The sequence below is a fragment of the Halomonas sp. AOP43-A1-21 genome (genome assembly GCF_052376775.1).
Taxonomy (GTDB): domain Bacteria; phylum Pseudomonadota; class Gammaproteobacteria; order Pseudomonadales; family Halomonadaceae; genus Vreelandella; species Vreelandella colorata.
In genome coordinates this window covers 1-23,694 of sequence record NZ_JBQSWC010000001.1, presented here as the reverse complement: position 1 = coordinate 23,694, position 23,694 = coordinate 1, and the positions used below count along the sequence as shown (strand labels likewise).

The window sequence follows — 23,694 nt, the reverse complement described above, 5'->3', positions numbered from 1 at the left end:
ACGAACCTACCTCATTAAAGCGGTAAGGAGCTGGTGAAACGTCAGCACGAGAATCGCTCAGCATAAGAACAACAAGAGGCTTATTGCTCTATGAGTGCAGACAGTACTTCCGCAAACAGTACTTCCGAGAACAGTACTTCCAAGAACAGTACTTCCACGACCGGTGCTTCTACACAAAGTGCATTGACAACAAGTACTTCGACGACAAGTTCTTCCCAAGCGCCAGTGCTTGAAACGCGAGGGCTGACAAAAGCGTTCCGTGGCTTTACGGCGGTGGATAACGTTAATCTCAGCGTTCAGGAAGGCCATATTCATGCCCTGATCGGGCCTAACGGTGCCGGTAAGACCACCGTATTTAACTTACTCACCAAGTTTCTTCCCCCCACGCGGGGCGAAATTCTGTATCGCGGTAAACCGATAACCGCGCTTAAATCCAACCAGATTGCCCGGCTTGGTTTAGTGCGTTCATTTCAGATTTCCGCGGTGTTTGCTCATATGACGGCGCTTGAGAACGTACGCGTTGCGCTTCAGCGCCAGCTCGGCACATCCTTTCATTTCTGGAAATCGGAAAAATCCCTCGATCACCTTAACGAACGTGCCTTGGCACTGCTTGAAGAAGTGGGGCTGCGCGAGTATGCCGACACGTTAACGGTGGAGATGCCTTACGGGCGCAAACGGGCGCTGGAAGTCGCGACGACGCTGGCGCTAGACCCTGTGATGATGCTGCTGGATGAGCCAACCCAAGGCATGGGCGCTGAAGACGTTGACCGTATCGTGGCGCTGATCAAACGCGTTTCCAAAGGACGGACGGTCCTGATGGTCGAGCACAACCTGAGCGTAGTAAGCCGCCTATGTGATCAAATCACGGTGCTTGCCCGGGGCGCTGTTCTGGCTGAAGGGGACTATGAAAGCGTGTCGCGTAATCCGCTGGTGCGTGAAGCGTATATGGGCAGCGACGCCGCTGAACAAGAGAGGGCCAGCGCATGAGTATTGCCGATGCAGCAGCCATTGATACGCAAGCCGCGGCGCCCAGCACCCACGCGCAGTCGCGCGAAATGCTTAGGATAAAAGACCTGCACGCCTTTTATGGCGAATCGCACATTCTTCACGGGGTGAACTTTGACGTAAAGCAGGGCGAGCTTGTCACCCTGTTAGGCCGCAACGGCGCTGGGCGAAGCACCACGCTTAAGGCCATCATGAACATGGTAGGACGGCGAACGGGCTCTATCGTCATCAACGGCCAGGAAACACTGGCGATGAAGCCCCACCATATTCCACGTCTGGGTATTGGCTATTGCCCAGAGGAGCGGGGGATTTTCTCAAGCCTGGATGTCCATGAAAACCTGCTGTTACCACCTACGGTCAGTTCGGGCGGTATGAGCCTGGACGATATTTACGCCATGTTCCCCAATTTATATGAACGGCGTAAAAGCCAGGGAACGCGGCTTTCCGGAGGCGAGCAGCAGATGCTGGCCATGGCACGCATTTTACGTACCGGCGCACGCCTTTTGCTGCTGGATGAAATTACCGAAGGGCTGGCGCCGGTCATCGTGCAAAAACTGGGCGAGGTGTTGGTGCTGCTCAAGGCCCAAGGGATGACCATTGTGCTGGTCGAGCAGAATTTCCGCTTTGCCGCACCGCTTGCCGACCGCCACTTTGTGATGGATCACGGCCAGATAGTAGAAGAGATCAGCGCCGCACAGCTACCTGCGCGGCGCGAGCATCTCAATTCGATGTTAGGGGTATAACCAGGTTACGTCGCAACACAACAACAAAGGCTTAAGGGCCAGGAGACGAACATGACGTTAATGAAAAAAACATTGGTTGCCAGCATTGCCGTAGCAGCTGCTTCCAGCATGGCAATGTCGACAGCGCAGGCCGAGATCAGTGACGGCGAGGTGCGGATTGGCTATCTGGCCGATATGTCGGGTACTTATCGCGATCTGGCCGGGCCCGGTGGATTATCGGCGCTTGAGATGGCGATTGAAGATTTCGGTGGCAGCGTTAATGGCTCGCCCATTGTGGTCTTCAGCGCCGACGACCGTAATAGCGCCGATGTAGGTGCCAACACGGTGCGTGAATGGATCGATCAGCGCAACGTGGATATGGTGGCGGGCCTGGTGGCCTCTTCTGTGTCGATCGCCGTTACCAAAGTGCTTGAAGAGAACGATGGCTTAGGCATTGTATCCGGTTCAGCGGCTTCAAGTATTACTAACGAGCACTGCACACCGAACCATATCCACTGGGTTTATGATACTTATCCGCTGGCCAACGGTACCGCTAAAGCGGTGGTCGAGCAGGGCGGTGATAGTTGGTTTTTGCTCACTGCTGATTACGCCTTTGGCCATGCGCTTGAAGCCGATGTCACTAACGTAGTGGAAGCTAGCGGTGGTGAAATTGTTGGCGGTGTCCGCCATCCGTTCCCAACCAATGACTTCTCTTCTTATATCCTCCAGGCTCAGGGTTCTGGCGCCAAAATTGTTGGTCTGGCCAACGCCGGTGCGGATACGGTTAACGCGATTACCACTGCGAGCCAGTTTGGGTTGACGCAAAGTGGCCAGCAGCTTGCGGGCCTGCTGATATTCTTGAATGACGTGCATGCGCTAGGCCTTGAGGCCACCCAAAACCTGCTGTTAACCACCGGCTGGTACTGGGACATGGATGACCAGGCACGCGAATGGTCCGAGCGCTACTTCGAAGAAGTTGGCCGCATGCCCACCATGGTACAGGCGGGTATCTATTCAAGCACCATGCATTACCTGCAAGCCATTGAAGCCGCGGGCACCGACGATCCTGAAACCGTACGTGCCCAGATGGCTGAAGAGCCCATCAATGACTTCTTCGCCCGCAACGGTCGTATTCGTGAAGATGGCCGCATGGTGCACGATATGTACCTGGCGCAGGTGAAAACCCCGGAAGAGTCCACCGGTGAGTGGGATCTTTACGAAATCCTCAGCACCATTCCTGCCGAAGAAGCTTACCGCCCGCTGTCTGAAAGCCAGTGCAAACTGGTACAGAACTAAGCTCCGTCTTAGTCATTATTAAGCGCCAGGGCATTATTAAGCGCTAAGTCATTATTAAGCGTTACCGCTTGGGTCGCCGGGTAAGGCGGCCCAACGCGGCGAGGAGATTCGTGCTATGACGATGATATTCGGTGTGCCCATGGCGGTGTTCATGGGGCAGCTCACCCTGGGGCTGGTCAACGGTGCGTTTTACGCGCTGTTAAGCCTGGGGCTTGCCGTCATTTTTGGCCTTTTAAAAATCGTCAATTTTGCACACGGCGCGCAGTACATGCTGGGCGCATTTGCGGCCCTTTTGGGGTTTCGTTATCTAGGGATTAACTACTGGCTGGCGCTCATTTTAGTGCCGCTGGTGATTGCTGGGCTAGGCATGCTGGTAGAGCGTTTTCTACTGCGCCGCATTGCCCATTTGGATCACCTGTATGGGCTTTTATTAACCTTCGGGTTGGCGCTTATTTTTGAGGGCACGCTGATTAACTTCTTTGGCGTTTCAGGTGCCCGCTATGCAACGCCTGAAATACTCCAGGGCGGGCTGAATCTGGGCTTTATGTTCTTGCCTACGTATCGGGCCTGGGTTCTGGTGGCCGCACTCGCCATGTGCCTGTTTACCTGGTTTATGATCGAGCGCACCCGGCTAGGCGCCTATTTACGCGCGGGAACCGAGAACTCGCAGCTGATGCAGGCATTCGGAGTCAATGTGCCGCTGTTGATCACCCTTACCTATGGCTTTGGCGTAGGGCTGGCGGCATTTGCCGGTGTATTGGCGGCACCGCTTTATCCGGTTTCGCCGACCATGGGGTCAAGTCTGTTGATTGTGGTGTTTGCCGTGGTCGTTATCGGCGGGATGGGGTCGATTCTGGGCGCTATTCTCACCGGGCTGGGGATGGGCATTATTGAAGGGTTAACCAAGGTCTACTATCCGGAAGCCGCCAACACGGTGATTTTCCTAGTGATGATTTTAGTGCTCATGTTGCGCCCAGCTGGGCTGTTCGGGAAGGAGGCATAGCCATGACCGAATCTCACACTTTGAAAGCGCCTTCCGTGGTGGCAAAACGCCAGCGCCGGGCCAATCAGCGTCGTACGCTCTTCTATATGGCACTGGTCGTGGTCGGGTTGGTGGCACCGTTTCTAGCGTACCCCGTGTTCTTGATGAAGATACTCTGCTTCGCGCTGTTTGCCTGCGCCTTCAACCTGCTGCTGGGTTACGCAGGATTGCTGTCGTTTGGCCATGCTGCGTTTTTGGCCACCGGCGGCTATGTAACGGGGTATTTGCTGGCAAGCTACCCGGGGCTTACCCCTGAGCTTGGAATTATTGCCGGTACGCTTTCGGCCACGCTGCTAGGCGTGCTGTTCGGCGTGTTGTCTATTCGCCGCCAGGGCATCTACTTTGCCATGGTGACGCTGGCGTTGGCGCAGCTGATGTTCTTTGTGTTTATCCAGGCACCGTTTACCGGCGGGGAAGATGGACTGCACGGCGTGCCGCGGGGCAATCTGTTTGGGCTTATCAGCCTAAGTAACAATCTGGCGATGTACTACTTCGTGTTTACGGTTTTCCTGCTCGGCTACGCGCTTATCCAGCGCACCGTGCATTCGCCGTTTGGCCAAGTACTGAAAGCCATTCGTGAAAACGAGCCGCGGGCCATTTCGCTGGGTTACAACGTGGATGCCTATAAGCTGGTGGCGTTTGTTATCTCTGCGGCGTTGGCGGGGCTTGCCGGTTCAACCAAAACCGTGGTGTTCCAGCTGGCGTCCCTTACCGATGCCCACTGGCATATGTCGGGCGAGGTCATCCTGATGACGCTGTTAGGCGGGGTAGGCACGTTGCTGGGGCCGATCATGGGCGCAGGGCTAGTCGTCAGCTTGCAGCATATTCTGTCCCAGTCGCCGCTGGGCAACTGGGTAAGCGTGATGCTGGGGCTAATCTTTGTGGTCTGCGTACTAAGCTTTCGAAGCGGTATCGTAGGGGAGCTTGGCAATATGTATCGCAAAAACTTCAAGTAACTTCAGGCTGTTTAAAACCGCGCTGTTTTGGTTGAACAGGCCTTTGGATGTGGCGCCTTTGAGGCGCCTTTTTTATACGCGTAAATGAGTCGCTCTACACCGAAGGTCGTGGGCGCCAAATGGTTGCGCAGCACTGGTTTAGGCGATAAGTTAACGTAAACGTCAATTACAACGACAACATCTAATGTGTGCGCACATTAGCGGAGATTGGCCATGAACTTTGAGTTGAGTGAAGACCAGGTAGCCTTTGCCGATATGGCGCGGGCCTTCGCCCAAAATGAGCTTGAGCCCCATGCTGCACAATGGGACGCCGAGGCTATTTTTCCCGTAGACGTTATCCGTAAGGCCGGTGAGCTGGGCTTCTGCTCGCTTTACGCGCCGGAAAGCGTGGGCGGGCTGGGCCTTTCAAGGCTGGATGCCAGCATTATCTTCGAGCAGCTCTCCATGGGCTGTACCTCCACCACGGCGTATCTCACCATCCACAATATGGTGACCTGGATGCTTGCCGATTTCGGCCAGCCCGATGTGGTTGAGCAGTGGGGGGCGAAGCTTGCGACCGGCGAGCTGCTCGGCTCTTACTGCTTGACCGAGCCCAATGCGGGTTCCGATGCGGCCTCGCTTAAAACCACGGCCAAGCGCGATGGCGAACACTACGTGCTCAATGGCAGCAAGATGTTTATTTCCGGCGCGGGCAGCACCGATTTTCTGGTGGTGATGGCGCGTACCGGCAGTGAGGGCGCTGGTGGCGTTTCCGCGTTTGCCGTGGATGCCAAGTCGCAAGGCATCAGCTACGGGCGCAAAGAGGACAAAATGGGTTGGAACAGCCAGCCTACTCGAATGGTTACCTTTGAAGACGTCCGCGTACCCGCCAATCACCTGCTGGGTAGCGAAGGTGATGGCTTCAAGATCGCCATGAAAGGTCTGGATGGCGGGCGGATCAATATCGCTACCTGCTCCATCGGCACAGCGCAGCAGGCGATCAATAAGGCCCGCGAATATATGCTTGAGCGCAAGCAGTTCGGTAAGCGTCTGGCAGAGTTTCAGGCCCTGCAGTTTCGCCTGGCCGATATGGTCACCGAGCTGGTAGCCGCCCGCCAATTGGTAAGAATGGCCGCGACCAAACTGGATGCCGGCCACGCCGATGCCACCACTTACTGCGCCATGGCGAAACGTTTTGCTACCGATGTGGGCTTTAACGTCTGCGATGAGGCGCTGCAGCTATACGGCGGCAACGGTTATATCAAGGAGTACCCCATGGAGCGCTATGTGCGTGACACGCGGGTACATCGAATTCTGGAAGGCACCAACGAGATTATGCGCCTGATCATTTCGCGCCGAGTGCTCGCCGATAACGCCGCCGAACTATAAATCTACCGGATTATAGTGATAGTCACTGATTACCTATCAAGGATGGTTGAATGAGTAGCGTACTGTTTACCGAGCACTCTACCGACGATGGCCATGCGATCGCTGAAATCAAGCTTAACGCCGAGCGCTCGCTGAACGCGCTAACGTTAGACATGATCGAGGCCATCCTGCCTCAAATAAACGCCTGGGAAGCCGACGAGCGTATTGTCGCCATCCTGCTGGATAGCGCAGGTGAGAAAGCCTTTTGTGCGGGCGGCGATGTGGTCAGCCTTTATAAAGCCATTACTGGCCAAGGCGACCCCAACTTCCCTGAGCGGTTTTTCGAGACGGAATATCGCCTGGATTACCGGCTCCACACCTATTCAAAACCGGTTATTTGCTGGGGCAATGGCATCGTGATGGGCGGCGGCATGGGGCTTTTAAACGCCAGCAGCCACCGTGTGGTCACAGAAACCTCCCGCTTAGCCATGCCCGAAGTGACCATTGGCCTGTATCCCGATGTAGGCGCCAGCTGGTTTTTAAACCGTCTGCCGGGCGGTGCCGGACGGTTCCTAGCCATGACCGGCAGCCAGATTAACGCCCCTGATGCGCTAACCCTGGGCCTGGCCGACCGCTGTATCGCCAGCCATTATCGCGACGAGCTTATTCAAAAGCTTATGAACGCAACCTGGGGCGCCGGGGAAAATACCGATGCCCACGGCGTGGTAAACCGCACTCTGCGCGAACTAGAGCAAGCCTCTAAAGCCGATTTCGCGGAGCTGGATACGCCGGTGGGTAATTTCGCCCCGTTGATTCGCGAGTTGATGGATCACGACACCGCTGAGCAGATGGTAGCTGCCGTGCTGGCGGTGGAAAGTGACGACAAGTGGTTCAACAAAGCGCAAAAGACCCTGGCGCACGGCAGCCCGGTTTCCATCAAACTGATCGATGAGCAGCTAAAGCGCGCCAAACATATGTCGCTTGCCGAAGTGTTTCAGTCAGAGCTTGCGCTTTCGGTTCAGTGCTGCCGCCATCGCGAGTTCCCGGAAGGCGTACGTGCCTTGCTCGTGGATAAAGACGGCCAGCCCGCCTGGACCTATGCCGATGTAACGGTGGTGGAAGACAGTTTTATCGACGAGCTTTTAGCCTCGCCGTGGCCGGAAAGTCCGCTCGCTGATCTTAAGTGACTAGATAAAACAGATGTTCTTGAATGTTAACAACCAACAATAAGGACAATATTATGGCTATCGTGGCATTTGTCGGTTTAGGCAATATGGGCGGCCCTATGGCGGCCAACCTGGTCAAGGCCGGTTACACCGTGCGTGCATTCGACCTGTCAGAAGCCGCCTTGGAAACAGCCCAATCACAAGGCTGCGAGGTGGCAAGCTCGGCTCGTGAAGCCGCCGCCGAGGCTGATTTCATTATTTCCATGCTGCCCGCAGGCAAGCATGTAAAAGCGCTGTACGTTGATGGGGATGTGCCGTTGTTTGACGTCGTCCAACCGGGCGCGTTGATTATTGACTGCTCGACCATTGATGCCGATACGGCGCGTAACGTTGCCGATATTGGTGAGAAGCGCGGCATTAGTTTTGTGGATGCGCCGGTGTCCGGTGGGGTAGGCGGTGCCCAGGCAGGCACGCTGACCTTTATTGTAGGTGGCAGCGACGACCAGTTCGCGAAGGCTAAGCCCGTACTCGATGCGATGGGCAAAAATATCTTCCACGCGGGCGACCACGGTGCGGGGCAGGTGGCTAAAGCGTGCAACAACATGCTGCTATCGGTATTAATGGCGGGCACCTGCGAAGCGATCAATATGGGGGTTAAAAACGGTTTAGACCCCGCGGTGCTGTCTGAAATCATGAAGCAAAGCTCGGGCGGTAACTGGGCGCTAAACGTTTACAACCCCTACCCTGGGGTAATGGAAAATGCCCCCGCGTCAAAAGGCTATCAAGGGGGCTTCCAGGTAGATTTAATGATCAAAGACCTGGGGCTTGCCATGGATGTCAGCCAGCAAAGCGCCGCACCCGTGCCCATGGGCTCTGCCGCCCGTGCGCTGTTCACGCTTCATAAAACCGACGGCAACGGCAAACTCGACTTCTCCAGCCTGATGCAGTTTTATCAGGATAAGAAAGGTGAAAGGTGAAAGGTGAAAGGTGAAGGGTGAAGGGTGAAGGGTGTGGGGCGAAAGATGTTGTAGCACGTGGTAACGAATCTTGCGAGGCTCGAGCAAATGAGTCACCCGCAGTGGCGGCCCGGCGCGAAAGGGCGACGAAGTCGCCCCACACCTAAACCACCTTTATCTCACGGCGTGATCGGGTAAACTCTTAAAAACCTAACCAATAAGGAACGTTATGATCACGCTGTGGGGTCGCAATAACTCGACCAACGTTAAAAAAGTCATATGGGTACTTGAAGAGCTGGCAGTACCTTTCGAGCAAATTCAGGCGGGCCTTCAACACGGGGTCAATAACACCCCGGAGTACCTGACAATGAACCCTAACGGGCTGGTGCCGGTATTAAAAGACGACACCACTGACAGCGTGCTTTGGGAATCCAATACCATCATTCGCTATCTGGCCGCGCAATATGGCCAAGACAAGCTCTGGGTAGAAGACCCGGCAAAACGCGCCCAGGCAGAAAAATGGATGGACTGGTCAAGCAACACGCTTTCGCCCGCCCACCGGGTGATCTTGATGGGCTATGTAAGAACACCGCCCGAGCAGCGTGATAACGCCAAGATCGAAGCGGGCATGCAGAACTGCGAAAAACTGTTTGAACTGCTGGATAACGTACTCGCCAAGCAGGCATGGTTCTCTGGCGAGGAGTTTGGCCTGGGTGATATTGCCGTTGCACCGTTTATCTACAATTTATGGAATATCGGCCTAACCTGGCAGCCGCGCCCCCACCTGGAGCGTTGGTATCAGCAGCTAACTGAGCGGCCTGTATTTCGTGATGTAGTAATGATCCCAGTTACCTAAACCGCTTCATCTTTATAGCCGCATCCTCCGCGGGTGCGCTAACGCTTACACCGCGCTACAAAATCAATGGTTTCAAATGCTTGCTCGCGATGTGGTGGTTCGCGTTGTCTAAACCGTTTCACCGCTGTGGCCGCATCCTTCGCGGGTGCGCTAACGCTTACGCCGCGCTACAAAATCAATGGTTTCAAATGCTTGCTCGCGATGTGGTGGTTCGCGTTGTCTAAACCGTTTCACCGTTGTGGCCGCATCCTTCGCGGGTGCGCTAACGCTTACACCGCGCTACAAAATTATAAATATGCGATATTTCAAACCTGTAGTGCGGGTAACGAGGCACCCGCAGCGGCGGCCCGGCGCGAAAGGGCGGCGAAGCCGCCCCAACAACCCTGAACCGGCTAAAACCCCGCCTCCAACACCGCCAACTCACGATTCAACCCCCGTAAAACCTCACAACCTACTTCATGCCGCTCACCACTCCCAATCAACGGTCCTAAAATCGCCTCGCGCTCGGTAAGCCGCTTAGCCTCCACATCTTGCAGCATCGACGCCTTATTGTTCGCCGTCTTCTCAATAACGTCCCAAGCCAGCGCCAGCCAGTCATCCAAACCGCTGTCACCGTTAGGCGCCTGAACTCCTTCGGCCAACATAATTTCTGCCACTTCCTCAACTACCGCCTCAACGCGGCCTGCGTAAGCAGCGCAACGCAGCTCACCGTTACGAATTCCATTCAAAGCAACCAGCGGATTAATCGCCGCATTCACCGCCAGTTTCTGCCATAGGCGGCTACGAATATCATCTACCGCCGTGGCCGCAAGCCCTGCTTGAGCGAGCTGATGGGCTATCTGCTGAGCCAACGCAGCGTGGCGATTCTCCAGATCCCCCACAAACGTATGCCCATGCCCCGCATGCACCAAGTTTTTATCACCGGTTAGATAAGCGCCCTCCGTAGTTGTGGCACAAAGCACTGGCCCCGGCCAAAGCTCAGTCAGCCTCGGCTGAGCCAAAAAACCGTTCTGCCATAGCACCAGTGGGGTAGTTGTAGAAAGAATGCTCGCCACGCTTTCTAATGCCGCTTCAGCAGCCATCGCCTTGGTGGTGATATGCACACAAGTGGGCGGCGCTGGCGCCTTGGCTAACAGCTGCGATGTGGTTATCACGTTTAAGTGCTGGCTACGCGGCTCGCCTTCCGGTGTCGTTATCGTTTGCTGCGCAGGCAGCGCACGGCGACCGACGGATGTGACGTCAGCAAGAGGGGAGAGCGAATGGGCCAACAGGCGGCCGATCGCGCCAGGGCCGAGAATCCAGTGTGAGGTCATTGAGTATGTACTCAGCAGCGGTGTTGTCGATCAGCTTAGCTTGTTTGCTATGCAGAAATGAAGGCGAAGTGAGAGAGTTCAGAGAGACGTCTAATTGCTAATGACGATGCTTAGTATTATCTGCTGGCGTTAGGGCTAAGCCGATTTTGTGAATGTTAGTGAGGGTTTTAGCCGTAGCGCTTGTTAGGGCGAAGTACAACGACGAGGGCCGTAAGGTACTGTGCTTAATGCCCTATTTCGACCCAAAGTGAGCAAAGCTGGTTGCTGGGACGATTCAATCCCAAATGTCTTTCGGCTTCAGATGAGCCTTCTGGACAAACAGCTTGCATAAGCGGATAGATGATCGCTTACAACAAGTTGGACGAGTGCCCACCACCGTATCGACGTGCTGCGCATTGCGCTCGCCAAACACTTATGCATCGTTTGAGAATCCGACCACCGTACCGAAATGTTATGTGGTAGAGCGCAGTTTGTGCTTTGACGACATACCAGCAGGTGCAAACGTAAGCCTACTGGCAACGGCTGAATAGACTTGCCAACCCTTAAGAACCGACTGTGGCGGGCGGGGGGCTAAGATTAGCGAGCTATACGGGTGCTGGCGTCGGTAAAGCCGATCAGCGAAATATCTAGATCCATGCGCTCTCCGCGTGGATCAATAATGCTGAGGGTTGCCGTATTACCGCTGCGGAGTTGCTGCAACATCGATGGTTCAATAGGGGTGTCAGCACGGCACCCTTGCTCCTGGCAGACCTGATAGGGGAACTGGATTGGCTCACCGTTACCCACTTTCAATTGCAAGCCCGCGGCTAGACGTACCCCCAACGGCACGAAGAAGCTCATCACCGGGTCATCAATCTGGGGCGGATAGTCGAGAATTACCTGCATCAAAGGCTGGTCGCTATTAGGTCGAGTAATCAATTGCGACATCGCACAGGGGGTCTGACCCTCGGCATTACGCTGGCAACGGACCTCCCAATCCTGGAACGACTCGGTGGTGGCATTATTACCGGCAGCCGTGGCCGGTTGCTGTTGGCTGAAGGCATTGGGAGACAATACCAAGATCGATAATAGCCCCATCCTACAGAGGTGTTTAGTAAGATAGTGTGGCATTGGCGTAACCTCCTGTTGGTTCGCTGACGGTGGATAATAATAACTACCATGCACGCTTGTTCGCTTGAGGTCGAGTTCTTGGATGACGAAATCGTGGGCTACGTAGGTGAACTTAAAGCACTAGGCAGTTCATGCCGCCGATAACACCGGTAACCAAAGCGTCAAAGCAACCAGCGTTGCCAATATCACCGGCGGCGTGATCAGCAGGCCGATTTTCATATACTGGCCCCAGCCAAACGTGTATGCCTTGCCTGCTAGCACGTGTAGCCAGAGCAGTGTGGCAAGGCTGCCAATCGGGTGAACTTGGGGCTCAGGTCATTGCCGATGACGTTAGAGTAGATCATCAATTCCTGCGTTACGATGGGCACGTTCGTCGGATTATCACCGCAGACATTATTGAGTGGCGCTTGGAATGCTGGCGATGTTTGCGCTACTTCAATTCGTTAGAAAAACGCCGTACAGCGTCTACCACCTGTTTGGCACCTTCCTGAATCTCGACAATCACGGTGCCCGCTTGGCTTGCCAGTTCCAGGCCTTGCTCGGCTTCTTCTCGGGTGCTGAACATCTGGCGCCTGACGTCATCTGAAAGCACCTTGTTTTTCTCGACGACGCTTACAATCTCTACGGTGGCGGCACTGGTGCTGGCTGCCAACTTTCGCACTGCGTCGGCAACCACGGCGAAGCCGCGCCCCTGTTCACCGGCTCTGGCGGCCTCGATAGCGGCGTTTATGGCCAGCAGGTTCGTCTGCACCGCAATACCGCCGATGGTTTGTACGATGGCATTAATCTGTAGTGATTGCTTGCTCAACGCATCAAGGCTTTCGGTAGCGGCCTCCATTTCCGAGGCTATCTGCTGCATGGTCTCGACCGTCTGCTGAACCACCGTAGCGCCCTTGGTGGCGCTTATGTCCGTTTGCTGCGAAACCTCAAAAGCAACGTTTGCGCCTTCGCGTACCTGGGCTTCGCGTGCCACTTGCTCGGTGACGACGCTGGCAAACTTTACGACCTTACAGAGGTGTCCATCAGCGTTGTAGACCGGATTATAGGTGGCCTCCAGCCATACTTCAGAGCCGCGGCTGTCGATCCGCTTGAAGCGATCCGCCACATACTCTCCGCTGTTTAGTTTTTCCCAGAAGGCCGTGTATTCGGGCGAGCCAACCTCCTCCTTTGTACAAAATAGGCGGTGGTGCTGGCCGGTTATTTGTTCAAGTCGGTAGCCCATGGCCTGAAGAAACTGCTCGTTTGCAGTGATGATGGTGCCATCAAGATTGAACTGGATAACGGCCGTGGATCGGAGCAGCGCCGCAATGAACGACTCGCTCTCTTTTGCACCTTCCACCTTGGTGGTTACATCGCGGCCATAACCCTGTACGTAAGAGAGCTTGCCGCTCATTCCTCGTATCGGAAGCCAATCGATATTCAGCCAGACAAGAGAGCCATCGGCACGTAAGTAGCGATAGTTGTCGTTAATTGGCGCGAGCGCTGCGATGGCTTGATTGAAATCTCGAAAACAGGCCAGCTTGGTGACATAGGTTGGCACAATTTCCGACATTGGCCGCCCTTGCAGCTGCTCTCGCTGGTAACCGAGGGCATCAGCAAAGCTCTGGTTCACAGAAGAGATAATGAAGTCGGCGTTCAATGTGATGGACAGCATTCCCCGGTCCATCTGGGCAGTCAACTGGCGGAGCATCGCTAACCCTCCACGCTGGTTTTCAGGTTCTTTTTTTAGACGCAGATTAAGCATCAGGAGACTCCGATAGACGATAACATTACTTATCGGCAGCCTGGGCAGGCTCTTGAGTCCTTTAGCGTATGTCGCAGTGATGACAACGGTGCGCTCTATCGGTTAACACTTCAGTCCCACGCAACGAGGCGTTTGAATAATCCCTGTGATTTTTTTGCAACCGATTGATAATACATATAATTCATAACCTACGTTAGCTTGGTGAAGTAAGCAAATGTTTTAGAATAACGCTAATAAACCATTTGCCTAAGAGGTAACGGAGTGTCTCTCATCGATACAGAAGTGATGCGGGGCCTTAATACCCAAGGCGCTCTGTCTCATGAAGATAAAGCGCTATTGCTGGGCCTGGAGCTTACCCCTAGGTACATGTCAGCCAGCGAGGTGTTATGGCAGGAAAGGGAGGATACTGATCAATTCTGCGTGGTCAAGGAGGGCTGGGCATACTCTTATCGTAACTTGAAAAATGGTTCGAAGCAGATCTTCAATTTCTACCTGCCTGGCGATATCATCGGCATTCGCGATTTTGGCTTCACTCGCCGTCTGACAAGTGCGGTAATGATCAATAAAGGTGTGATTTGCCCATTCTCGTATCAGCAGCTTTTTGAACTCTTCGGGCGTTCGAGCTTAGCCGTTGGTATCGTGGCCACAGCAACGCGTCAGCAGGCGCAACTTTCCGAGCGGCTTATCTATCTCGGCAAGTATTCGGCCTACGAGCAATTGACACACTTTCTCTATGAAATTTATCTGCGACTCAAGCGTATCAAGGCCGTTGAGAACAATAGTTTCTTCATGCCGCTTACTCAGGAGCTGATTAGCGACGCACTGGGAATGAGTTCGGTACATGTAAGCCGTACTTTCTCGATGCTGCGTGAAGAGGGGCTGGTGATACGAAAGCGCCAGCATGTGATGCTGCCTGACCCTGAAGCGTTGGCGCGGTTAGTCGAATTTAATGACAGCTATATTGATGAATTCCTGCCTCCCTCATTTTCTGAGCTTTTAAAAAGTTAGTCCTTTAAGTTACAACAGAACTGCCTAAACGACCGTTCCATAACCGATACAGGAAGCTAGGCAGAAATGTTGTCTAACTTCCGTCACCAATCTCATTTCCATTCATACCGCTGACAATGCAGGAAGCCAGAATGCCAAAGCAATCAGCGTTGCCAGCAGCACCGGCGGCGTAATCAGCAGGCCGATTTTCATATACTGGCCCCAGCCAATTTTGTATCCCTTGCCCGCTAGCACGTGTAGCCAGAGCAGGGTGGCGAGGCTACCAATCGGGGTGAACTTGGGACCTAGGTCATTACCAATTACATTGGCGTAGACCATCAACTCCTGCGTTACCGCAGGCACGTTCGCTTGATCAATCGCCAGCGCACCAACCAGTGTCGAGGGCATATTGTTCATGACAGAAGCGACGATGGCGGAAAGGAAGCCGGTACCCAGCGTGGCGATAAAGTCGCCCTGTTGAGCCAGCCATTCAAGTGCCATCGCGCCATAGTTCGTCAGCCCTGCATTACCCAGCCCGTAAACGACGAGATACATGCCGATTGAGAACAGCACTATCTGCCAGGGGGCGCCGCGTAGCGCATCCGATACGGAGACGATGGCCCCGCGGCCCGCTTGCCACCAGCGCCCGGCAATTGCCATCAGCAGCACGGCGGCTGTTCCCGTCACAAACGCGATGGGAATGCCTAGCGGGGCGGTCACGAAGTAGGCGATAAGCAGCATCGTCAGCAGCGGAAACGCCACTCTAAATACCAGCGGGTCCTTTATGGCCGAGCGCGGTGGGTCGAGGTTCTCGACAGAATAGTGTTTCGGGATTCGGCGGCCAAACGCTATCCAGAGCACGACCAGTGTGGCCGTTATAGACACCAGGTTCACCGGCACCATGACCGCTGCATAGCGATCAAAGCCAATATCAAAGTAGTTAGCGCTGACGATATTAACGAGGTTAGAGATCACCAAAGGCAGGCTTGCGGTATCCGCGATAAACCCCGTTGCGATGATGAAGGCCAGCGCCGCAGGTGGCTCAAAGTTTAGGCGCAGCAGAATAGCGATCACAATGGGCGTCAGCAGTAGGGCGGCACCGTCATTCGCGAAGAAAGCGGCAATGATAGCGCCGAGTATGACGACCAGCGGGAAAAGTAGATGCCCGCGCCCATTACCCCAGCGCGCCACATGAAGCGCTGCCCAGGCGAAGAACCCCGCCTCATCTAAAATCAGCGAAATAATGATCAGAGCAACAAACGTAAACGTGGCATCCCAGACGATGTTCCACACCACGCCGATATCAGCCAATTGCACCACACCCACGAGCAGTGCCACTAAAGCGCCGCCCAGTGCGCTCCACCCGATACCCAAACCTTTAGGCTGCCAGATCACCAGAACCAGGGTGACGACAAAAATGGCTAGTGCCAACATGAAATGACCTTACGTCAGTGAGTGTTTTGGTTAACGCGGCGAGAGAGTTCTTCAGCACTCTCGACCCGCTCTGAATAGCGGTCGGTAAGATAGGCGGACCTGTCTCGCGTCAGCCAGGTGAATTTCACAAGTTCTTCGCAAACATCGACGATACGCATATAGAGTGGTGAGGGCTTCATGCGCCCGGCATCGTCAAATTCGGTGAACGCTTTGGGTACCGAGGATTGGTTAGGGATGGTAATCATGCGCATCCAGCGGCCTAGGATTCGCATCTGGTTGACGGCGTTAAAGCTTTGGCTTCCGCCAGACACTTCCATCACCGCCAGCGTTTTGCCCTGAGTAGGGCGAACACCGCCCAGCGATAGCGGTATCCAGTCGATTTGCGTTTTCATAATGCCCGTCATCGCCCCATGGCGTTCGGGGCTGACCCAGAACATACCTTCAGACCATTGGGCAAGGTCACGCAGCTCTCGTACCTTCGGGTGATCGGCCTCTGAATCATCTGGTAGCGGTAAACCTGACGGGTTAAAGGTGCGTACCTCACAACCGAACCAGCGTAGCAACCGCGCCGCTTCTTCGGACGCCAAGCGTGAAAAAGAGCGTTCGCGCAGAGAACCATAAAGCACCAGAATTCTGGGTGGATGACGCGGCGCATCTGGCCCCGCTAGTAAGTTCACATCAATCGGCTGTAGCTTTTGCGGATCGATATTGGGGAGATCGTCGAAACTGACTATGTGACTCATTACTGACTGCCCTTGAAATGCACGACATCGCCATCTTCTTTGGTAAACGTGGTTACCGGGTTGGCCAATAACTCGAATACACGCTCAGAAGGGCGGCACAGGCGTGCGCCTTTTGCTGTTACCACAATGGGGCGATTGATCAGGATAGGGTGCGCGATCATGGCGTCTATCAGTTGATCATCGCTTAACGCTGGATCATCGAGATTGAGCTCTTCAAAGGGCGTGCCCTTGCGGCGCAGTAGCTCTCTTGGAGTAATTGCCATCATTGAAAGCAGCTCCACCAGCCGCTCGCGGCTAGGGGGTGTCTTCAGGTATTCGATCACTTGGGGTGCCTCACCGGACGCTTCGATGATGGCTAGCGTATTGCGCGAGGTGCCGCAGGCAGGGTTGTGGTAAATCATCGTTTTCAAAAGGGTTATTCCTTCTCTGTATTAAGAGAGCAGTCAGTGAAGGCCGTGAACAGCGGCTCGCAAACCTCGGGGTGGCCTGCACAACAATCGCGAATTAAAAAGCTGAGGGTTTGCTGCATATGTTCTAGATTGGCGCGATAAATAATCGAGCGACTCTGCCGATGAGAATTGACCCATCCCGCTCGTGCAAGCACTGAAAGATGCGTCGACATCGTGTTATGGGGCACAGCTAACTGACGTGCGATTTCCCCAGCAGGCAAGCCTTCGGGCTCGTGGCGTACCAGAAGCCTGAAGGCTTCGAGACGCGTTTCCTGAGAAAGGGCGCTGAAACTGGCGGTAACGTTTTTTATTTCCATATGTCTATTGTTGTGGACATAAAGAAATAAAACAATCAGTTTTTTTGCGCACTGCCTAAATAGTTGGCGAGAACCGCATGGCGCGACGAAGTCGAGCATGCAATGGGCGCTACAAACCCGAGCGAATCGTATTACAGACAAGATGAGCGGCTTTGGATAATCCTGATGCATATGGATGAGGTAAATCATATGACGTTAGGACGCTATTCCGTCGTATCATCTTCTGTCAGGTCGTCTGCCCTTCGACCCGCGGTGCGAGTGAGGTAAGGATATGATCGATCACGACTTTCTTTCCGAAATGCTGTGCAGCGTTCGCCTATCCGGCGCGGTGTTCTTCGAGGTGGACGCGGCAGCGCCCTGGGTGGCTGCCGCACCGCCCAAAGAAAAAATTGCGCAAACAGTGGTATCTGGCGCACAGCATGTGATCGACTACCACGTCATTGTCGAAGGTAGCTGCTGGACTAGGCTGACTAATCCTGATAGCCAGCCGATTAAACTGGGTGCAGGAAGCGTGGTGGTATTTCCACAAGGCGACACCCATGTGCTTGCCAGTGATCCGGGCCTTGATGCTGAGCCGAACTTTGCTGCATTCGACGAAATCGCACGCGGGCGCTCACTGCCGTTCCACATTGACTTACGGGGCGGTGAAGTTGGTACCACTCGGCTCTTGTGTGGTTTCCTTGGCTGTGATGTGGCGCCTTTCAATCCGCTGATCTCGGCACTTCCCCGGGTCATTCATGTCCCGGATGGCTATGGCAGCGGCGAGGGATTCCTTGGGCATTTGATCGGCGCTGCAGTGCGCGAGACGCAAGCAACCGACGCTGGCAGCGATGGGATTCTGGTAAAGCTGAGCGAGCTCATTTTTATAGAGGTGATTCGGAGGTACGCGGCTTCCATGCCTTTGGATGCGGATGGTTGGCTCGCGGGTCTGCGCGATCCGGCGGTAGGCCGCGCATTACGCTTGTTGCATCGCGATTGTGCTCACCCCTGGACGGTTGCAGAGCTTGCGCGTGAGGCGGGAATGTCGCGCACCATTCTTTCTGAGCGATTCACCGCACTTCTGGGCATACCGCCCATGGCCTATCTCACGAGTTGGCGGATGCAGCGAGCGGCTAGTCTGCTTTGTGCCGGTACGGCAACGCTCGCCCAGATTACGGACGCGATCGGTTATGAATCCGAGGCCTCGTTCAGCCGTGCTTTCAAGCGGATGACAGGCCTCTCACCATCGCACTGGCGGCAGAACGCGCGGCATCGCTAACTGGCTCAGATGTTTGCGTGGCAAGAACGGTCTGACCTACCGTGCAAACGCCAACAGGCGCACCATTGGTTGGGCAGTCAGTGCTAAGCCAGCGAAGCTTCAAGCTCCGCCGTTTTGTTCTGTCCAGAACACATGTCGAGGCTACCCTAGAGGTATATTATGACCATCACCCGGCCAGCTGTATCTCGGCGTTGGGTAAGATATTTTGGTTGAGGCGGAACCGGTTCTCGGGGTCGTAGCAGGCCTTGACTGCTGTGAGCCGTGCATAGTTTGCGCCGTAAGCTTCAGCCACACGGGCACTTTCTTCGGCTGGCATGAAGTTGACGTAGACGCCCGCTGAGTAAGGAGAAAGAGCCTCGAAAAGCCCACGCGCCCAATGCCGGGCTGCGTCGTCCTTTGTTGGATCTTGCCAGCGAGTGTGAATATTAACTACGTAATGGGGTCGGCGCTGAATGAAGGCGGTCTCATGCGGAGCGATGCGAGACATTGCCCCGCCCACATGAGCGACAAAAATCTCCGTTTCCGCATCGGGTAAGCGATCGACGGCCTCGATAAGCGCTTCGACTGCGGTGTCGGGTAGATTGAGCAAGTCGTGGGACTTCCAATAGTTGCGTGCGCCGGGGATCAGGAGCGGATCGAATATCTGCTGAAACTCGGCAAAAGGCTGAATGCCAGCCAGAAACGCGAGCGGGTTGTTGATCGCTCTGAGCGGCGCGATTAAGGCCTCTCCATCTTCGGGGTCGCCTGAATAGCAAAACGCCATCATCGCGATACTGGTGCCGTGCGATTCCTCGGGCAGGAAAGGCATCGGGGGTGCATTGCGCACCACCACCCATGCCGTCAACTCCTCCGTATCGCCTTCCATCAGTTCCCGCTGGAGAGCGAAGAGTTCCCGTGCCCGTATGAGCGGTAAGAAGAGTAAACCACACAGCAGGTTGGGTCGGACAGCCTTGGCCTGGAACTCGAAACGCGTGATGATGCCGAAGTTGCCGCCCCCACCGCGGATCGCCCAGAATAGGTCGGGGTTCTCGTCCGCTGTAGCACGCAGCCGTGCGCCATCGGCGGTGATGACATCGGCTGCAACGAGGCAATCGATGGTGAGCCCATGAGCCCGCGTCAGCCAACCGAAGCCGCCGCCGAGAGTGAGGCCTGCAATGCCGGTCGTCGAGTTTATTCCAACGGGTACCGCTAGTCCGTAGGGCCTAGTCGCCGCATCGAGATCTGCCAGCGATGCGCCGGGTCCCACCTGGACGCGGTGCGTCTCAGGGTTCACGTCGACGTTGTTCATTGTGGAAAGATCAAACATAAGACCGCCTTCTGTCACCGCATTCCCCGCGATATTGTGTCCGCCGCCTTTGATGGAGATGAGCGCATCGGTCTGGCGTGCGAAGTTAACTGCCGCGGCGACATCGTTGGCGTCGGCGCAACATGCAATCAGAGCGGGCCGCTTATCGACCATCGCATTCCAGACACTGCGGGCCGTGTCGTAGTCTTCATCGCCAGGCAGCAGTAGCGGGCCGGACATATCAGCGCGTAGCGTCGTAATCATCTTGGCAGGGAGGCTTAGCGTCCTGCCATTGAGCGTCTTGAGAATAAAGTCGGTCATGGCTTTGATCCTTTTTCAGTCTCTTACCCGTTCGTCGCGCTGCCTGCTATAAGGTCTAGGATACAGTCGCGGCAGCAAGAAGAGTGGTCGTGTAGCGTTGCAAGAATGTTCTCTTGTTTCGATAAAATACGGGTAAGCGCCCATCGCTCTTCTACGCTAGAAGCGGTCAGGGCGGCGAACCATTGTCGATATCTATTTAAAGGACACGCCTTAAGCATACGAGTCGGCCGCATAACCAGGAATTGCCGTGCGTCCGGATGAAACTACCGTTCGTCCGGAATAGCAGAAATCGAGGGTCAATTTGCAAAGGTTAGTCACTGTCAGAATAGTGCTTGCACATTTATGCGCAGCATCCCGCATCATAAGCTGCACCCATCGATTTCGGGTAAAGCGGTGGTGGTGCGGATCAATGGCTGTTTTGTCGTTCGGGTAACCGCCTTTCGAGGCAAAGCGGTACTGTATTTTGATCAGAAAAACCTGTTTGATCAGTACAGGCATCACTAATAAGAACTAATCAACCGGTAGCTAGCTCGCGACTGCGACAGCGCGTTGCGGGCTCTATGGCAGGTCATGCTCTGCCGCTACGAGACCTGATCTGCACAGAGTATGGAAACCCTTTTTGTATTGAGCGATGTGTGAGAGCCGATTTTTCAGACAGAACCAAAGGAGGTCTGTATCGCCAGCAGCTTCTGAATCGACGCTGCCCCTCGGCCTAATACCATCAATTGGCAAAATGATGATCGCAGCCGATGAGAGAATTGATCTTGATGATTCTAAGAATGGCGGCAATATTGACTAAAGTTGACCATCCCAGCTTTTAAGATATCAGCCGTGAGGTGGAAAGAACGGCAGTGGTTTAAAAGAACTCACCTGACAACGACCCCAATCGCAGCGTCATCGATAGCGACTGTTTTTTATTCGGACTCCGTTGGGAGATGTGCAGTGAAAAATCATACAATGATTTTTTTGCGTTCAGGCGCGACTATCGCATTAATGACGGGTGCTCTGTTGGGGCTTCCCTCCTTATCACAAGCGGCAAGTATTGCATGCAGTGTGGAGACGCAGGAAACAGAAAAAGTACTGCAGTGCTTCAATGACGATGGCACACCAGCCCGTTTGCGTCCCCCCTTACGGGATACCGTCAATCTTGAGTTTGGCCTTTTCCTGTTGGGTTGTAACGTTTCAAAGATCGACGGCGATTTAAACGATGCAGACGAGGACATAGCCTGCGTGCAGGCTATGTTCGGTTTGACGCCAGGGCCGCTCTCGAGGGTAGACGCTAACCGGATCAGTTCCTTAGGTCGAGTGGTGCACAGCCGAGAAGATGCATTAAGGTATATGGCTACCCGAGGCTATCATCCCATTGAGGTCCAAGTAGCCCAGACCGAGGCACCTCCGCCTGCTGAACTGCAAGCATCAGCCGCAGCCGAACACGACTCGGAGTTTCCCTATTTGCCTCAAGATAAAGCTCGTTATTTCACCCGTATACTGCAAGGTGATGCGAGGGCGGGCAACTCGGCCAGCAATAAGATCGGCATCTACCTTGCCTTTCATAGAGCATTCTCTGCGTCCTGCCCCGTGGAGATAGGCGACGATTCGGCGGAATATACGCTTACGCGCGAAAGTGAACGACTGGGTCTTCGAGAGGCTGAGCAAATCCGGCTTCGCTCTACCGACTTGGATGAATTCTACCTCGCCGCTTCGACGCTGGTTCCGGTCGTTATACTGGAGTATGACGAAGACCCGACTAAGGACTTCGACATTCGCCGTATATATCAAATTCGCGTTGCAACCGATGCAGAAAACCAAGCAGCCTTCGCCCAGGTGCTGGCTCGGGAAGGTTGCCATTCTGACTTAACAGAGACTCTTCGCGCGGCGTTGTCTGAGAATTTACCTCAAATGTCTGCCAGCGCTGGTGAATCTACCGTATCAATGTATTTTTCAAACAATCACAGGAGCGCGAAGCTTAAACGTCACGCTTAACTCTCCTTATGATCCAGATAGCATAAGAGCCACGAAAATTGTCAGCAGTTCGGACACTGGGCTCTTTCCGCTGGGGGGCGATTATGGCGGGCGAATGCTGTCCTATCTTGCATTAGGAGACTTCCCCGCTGCGCGTGGTGAGCATCGCAAACCTGCCGATGAGGTTATACGCCAGATTAGAGCGCTAGGGCCTGCAGGATACAATCCAGTCGCCGAGTTGTATGAATGGGGCTTCCAGAACAGTGCGAATTTCAGCCCGATGAGTGCGCTTATTACGTCCTATATCATCCGTAGGGTGCAGACGCTTGGCTCATGCGGAGATCCGCTTGTCACCGTCACCCGAAATTACGTCGAGATTGAGACGACGCGGGTGGGCGGGGTGGAAACCGGATCGCGCCAGGTCGGGAGTTTCTCCCGCGAAGCCATCGTTCCAGCAGCCTTCAAGCAAATCGTGGAACGAGCCGAGGACATTACACCTGGGGTAAATTCACGTGAGCTTGTCGATGGTGCGATCGAGAGGCTTACGTGCGATTCCGAGATGCGCAGAAACCTCGAAGCGAACATGATTGCCTTCAACAGCGGTGTAGAACCTGTGTGGGTAAATCCCGAGAGTAGGAGAACGTTTGGCTCCGACGAGAATAATGCTGAGGCAAGCCAGAGTGCATATATCTATACAGATTTCGATGCGGCTGTTGAACTCATTGAGAATGCGGCTCAGAAGAATGATTCACGGCTCTCGCTGCGTTACGGCTTGCCAAATAATTCTGACCGGTCCGCAGCACAATTGAACCTTCTTTTGATCGAAGATGTGCCAGCCATGGTTTTTGACACAAGCTATTTCGGCCGGAAGCCCGGTGGCCGTGATCCAGGCCGGATGGTGCGGTTGATAATGACATGTGCGGATAGCGGAGAGATTGAGGTAAGCCAGTTCCTGTCCAGCACTCAACCGAACGATTTAGATCCAGATTCAATCTACAATATAACCTATGGCGCATATGGGCTGAATGGTCAGTGGCCTATGACAGCGCATCTGGAAAGTGAAATCGCTAATAGTAATTCTTTCACCTTCGCTCGTTTCCGAGGGCGGATTGCAGCGGACGACACCACTTTTGTCGGGCTCCGACCAACGTCCAACTTCACAAGCTCACTGGCGATGCCGGATGGAAATTATCATCTGAGTTTTGGAGTCGACGGAGGCCGCGTCAATACGACTCTCGCACCTCTTATTGATCATTGCAGGTCGATTGAAACGCTTTGATGTCTTAATCCATATTAAGCATTGATCTCAGTATAGCTGGCCGTGAAGAAAGGAGTTGCAGAAGCGTCAATCGATCGAGAGTTTGATAAAGCGCCATAGTCATCACCTGGTTTCGAGAAGGTTCGACGTCTGCCGTAAAGCTCTAG

At 54.5% G+C, this 23,694-nt stretch carries 23 protein-coding genes; 14 read left to right on the top strand and 9 right to left on the bottom strand.

Annotated features, from left to right (window positions below; translation table 11 throughout):
* The first annotated feature begins 225 nt into the window (after window positions 1-225).
* From ACT3R7_RS00115 to ACT3R7_RS00075, 9 genes are all read left to right on the top strand, one after another.
* A complete protein-coding gene (locus ACT3R7_RS00115) occupies window positions 226-987 on the top strand; it encodes an ABC transporter ATP-binding protein (RefSeq protein ID WP_018915879.1) in 762 nt (253 codons plus the stop codon).
* Complete coding sequence (locus tag ACT3R7_RS00110) at window positions 984-1,748, top strand: ABC transporter ATP-binding protein (protein WP_496198682.1); 765 nt, start codon at window positions 984-986, stop codon at window positions 1,746-1,748. Before ACT3R7_RS00115 ends, ACT3R7_RS00110 begins: the two co-directional genes overlap by 4 nt.
* A gap of 51 nt (window positions 1,749-1,799) precedes the next feature.
* Complete coding sequence (locus ACT3R7_RS00105; protein ID WP_192538188.1) at window positions 1,800-3,023, top strand: ABC transporter substrate-binding protein; 1,224 nt, start codon at window positions 1,800-1,802, stop codon at window positions 3,021-3,023.
* 115 nt (window positions 3,024-3,138) lie between these two features.
* Window positions 3,139-4,026 (top strand): branched-chain amino acid ABC transporter permease, encoded by an 888-nt coding sequence (locus ACT3R7_RS00100; RefSeq protein ID WP_441676253.1) that lies wholly within the window; start codon window positions 3,139-3,141, stop codon window positions 4,024-4,026.
* A gap of 2 nt (window positions 4,027-4,028) precedes the next feature.
* Window positions 4,029-5,021 carry a branched-chain amino acid ABC transporter permease gene (locus tag ACT3R7_RS00095; protein ID WP_496198681.1) on the top strand — a complete coding sequence of 331 codons (993 nt, stop codon included), beginning with the start codon at window positions 4,029-4,031 and terminating at the stop codon, window positions 5,019-5,021.
* A gap of 213 nt (window positions 5,022-5,234) precedes the next feature.
* Window positions 5,235-6,389: an acyl-CoA dehydrogenase family protein gene (locus ACT3R7_RS00090; protein WP_192538191.1), complete on the top strand. Its 1,155-nt coding sequence runs from the start codon at window positions 5,235-5,237 to the stop codon at window positions 6,387-6,389.
* 50 nt (window positions 6,390-6,439) lie between these two features.
* The gene (locus tag ACT3R7_RS00085; RefSeq protein WP_496198680.1) at window positions 6,440-7,555 is read left to right on the top strand and encodes an enoyl-CoA hydratase/isomerase family protein; all 1,116 of its coding nucleotides are present in this window, start codon (window positions 6,440-6,442) and stop codon (window positions 7,553-7,555) included.
* Window positions 7,556-7,608: 53 nt separating this feature from the next.
* The gene (gene mmsB / locus ACT3R7_RS00080; RefSeq protein WP_496198679.1) at window positions 7,609-8,511 is read left to right on the top strand and encodes a 3-hydroxyisobutyrate dehydrogenase; all 903 of its coding nucleotides are present in this window, start codon (window positions 7,609-7,611) and stop codon (window positions 8,509-8,511) included.
* A 208-nt stretch (window positions 8,512-8,719) separates the two neighbouring features.
* Entirely contained in the window at window positions 8,720-9,346 is a 627-nt protein-coding gene (locus tag ACT3R7_RS00075) for a glutathione S-transferase family protein (RefSeq protein WP_496198678.1), read from the top strand.
* Window positions 9,347-9,738: 392 nt separating this feature from the next.
* On the opposite strand, the gene ACT3R7_RS00070 is transcribed toward ACT3R7_RS00075, so the two are convergent.
* From ACT3R7_RS00070 to ACT3R7_RS00055, 4 genes are all read right to left on the bottom strand, one after another.
* Window positions 9,739-10,659: a ketopantoate reductase family protein gene (locus ACT3R7_RS00070; RefSeq protein ID WP_496198677.1), complete on the bottom strand. Its 921-nt coding sequence runs from the start codon at window positions 10,657-10,659 to the stop codon at window positions 9,739-9,741.
* A gap of 576 nt (window positions 10,660-11,235) precedes the next feature.
* Window positions 11,236-11,769 (bottom strand): invasion associated locus B family protein, encoded by a 534-nt coding sequence (locus tag ACT3R7_RS00065; protein ID WP_192538196.1) that lies wholly within the window; start codon window positions 11,767-11,769, stop codon window positions 11,236-11,238.
* A 129-nt stretch (window positions 11,770-11,898) separates the two neighbouring features.
* Entirely contained in the window at window positions 11,899-12,030 is a 132-nt protein-coding gene (locus tag ACT3R7_RS00060; protein ID WP_318782757.1) for a hypothetical protein, read from the bottom strand.
* A gap of 169 nt (window positions 12,031-12,199) precedes the next feature.
* Complete coding sequence (locus tag ACT3R7_RS00055) at window positions 12,200-13,513, bottom strand: methyl-accepting chemotaxis protein (RefSeq protein ID WP_496198676.1); 1,314 nt, start codon at window positions 13,511-13,513, stop codon at window positions 12,200-12,202.
* Window positions 13,514-13,774: 261 nt separating this feature from the next.
* Here ACT3R7_RS00055 and ACT3R7_RS00050 point away from each other — a divergent pair, with 261 nt between their 5' ends.
* Window positions 13,775-14,521 carry a Crp/Fnr family transcriptional regulator gene (locus ACT3R7_RS00050; RefSeq protein WP_496198675.1) on the top strand — a complete coding sequence of 249 codons (747 nt, stop codon included), beginning with the start codon at window positions 13,775-13,777 and terminating at the stop codon, window positions 14,519-14,521.
* 102 nt (window positions 14,522-14,623) lie between these two features.
* Here ACT3R7_RS00050 and ACT3R7_RS00045 read toward each other — a convergent pair whose 3' ends face one another.
* From ACT3R7_RS00045 to ACT3R7_RS00030, 4 genes are read right to left on the bottom strand one after another with little or no spacing between them, the layout of a single operon-like run.
* On the bottom strand, window positions 14,624-15,934 hold the full coding sequence (locus ACT3R7_RS00045) for an arsenic transporter (RefSeq protein ID WP_496198674.1): 1,311 nt from the start codon (window positions 15,932-15,934) through the stop codon (window positions 14,624-14,626).
* Between the two features lie 14 nt (window positions 15,935-15,948).
* A complete protein-coding gene (gene arsH, locus ACT3R7_RS00040) occupies window positions 15,949-16,677 on the bottom strand; it encodes an arsenical resistance protein ArsH (RefSeq protein ID WP_496198673.1) in 729 nt (242 codons plus the stop codon).
* Window positions 16,677-17,087: an arsenate reductase (glutaredoxin) gene (gene arsC / locus ACT3R7_RS00035; protein WP_193092270.1), complete on the bottom strand. Its 411-nt coding sequence runs from the start codon at window positions 17,085-17,087 to the stop codon at window positions 16,677-16,679. Before arsC ends, arsH begins: the two co-directional genes overlap by 1 nt.
* Window positions 17,088-17,092: 5 nt before the next feature.
* A complete protein-coding gene (locus tag ACT3R7_RS00030; RefSeq protein WP_225736163.1) occupies window positions 17,093-17,542 on the bottom strand; it encodes an ArsR/SmtB family transcription factor in 450 nt (149 codons plus the stop codon).
* 172 nt (window positions 17,543-17,714) lie between these two features.
* On the opposite strand from ACT3R7_RS00030, the gene ACT3R7_RS00025 reads away from it, so the two are divergent.
* On the top strand, window positions 17,715-18,701 hold the full coding sequence (locus ACT3R7_RS00025) for an AraC family transcriptional regulator (RefSeq protein ID WP_192538202.1): 987 nt from the start codon (window positions 17,715-17,717) through the stop codon (window positions 18,699-18,701).
* Window positions 18,702-18,867: 166 nt separating this feature from the next.
* Here the strand turns inward: ACT3R7_RS00025 and ACT3R7_RS00020 are convergent, their stop codons facing one another.
* The gene (locus ACT3R7_RS00020; RefSeq protein WP_192538203.1) at window positions 18,868-20,307 is read right to left on the bottom strand and encodes an FAD-binding oxidoreductase; all 1,440 of its coding nucleotides are present in this window, start codon (window positions 20,305-20,307) and stop codon (window positions 18,868-18,870) included.
* A gap of 342 nt (window positions 20,308-20,649) precedes the next feature.
* Between ACT3R7_RS00020 and ACT3R7_RS00015 the strand changes: the two genes are divergently transcribed.
* The 3 genes from ACT3R7_RS00015 (at window position 20,650) to ACT3R7_RS00005 (ending at window position 23,548) form a co-directional block, all read left to right on the top strand.
* Complete coding sequence (locus tag ACT3R7_RS00015; protein WP_444489470.1) at window positions 20,650-20,811, top strand: hypothetical protein; 162 nt, start codon at window positions 20,650-20,652, stop codon at window positions 20,809-20,811.
* 438 nt (window positions 20,812-21,249) lie between these two features.
* Window positions 21,250-22,290, top strand: a complete 1,041-nt coding sequence (locus ACT3R7_RS00010; RefSeq protein WP_496198672.1) for a hypothetical protein — start codon at window positions 21,250-21,252, stop codon at window positions 22,288-22,290.
* 94 nt (window positions 22,291-22,384) lie between these two features.
* Window positions 22,385-23,548 (top strand): hypothetical protein, encoded by a 1,164-nt coding sequence (locus tag ACT3R7_RS00005; RefSeq protein WP_496198671.1) that lies wholly within the window; start codon window positions 22,385-22,387, stop codon window positions 23,546-23,548.
* Window positions 23,549-23,694 lie beyond the last annotated feature (146 nt).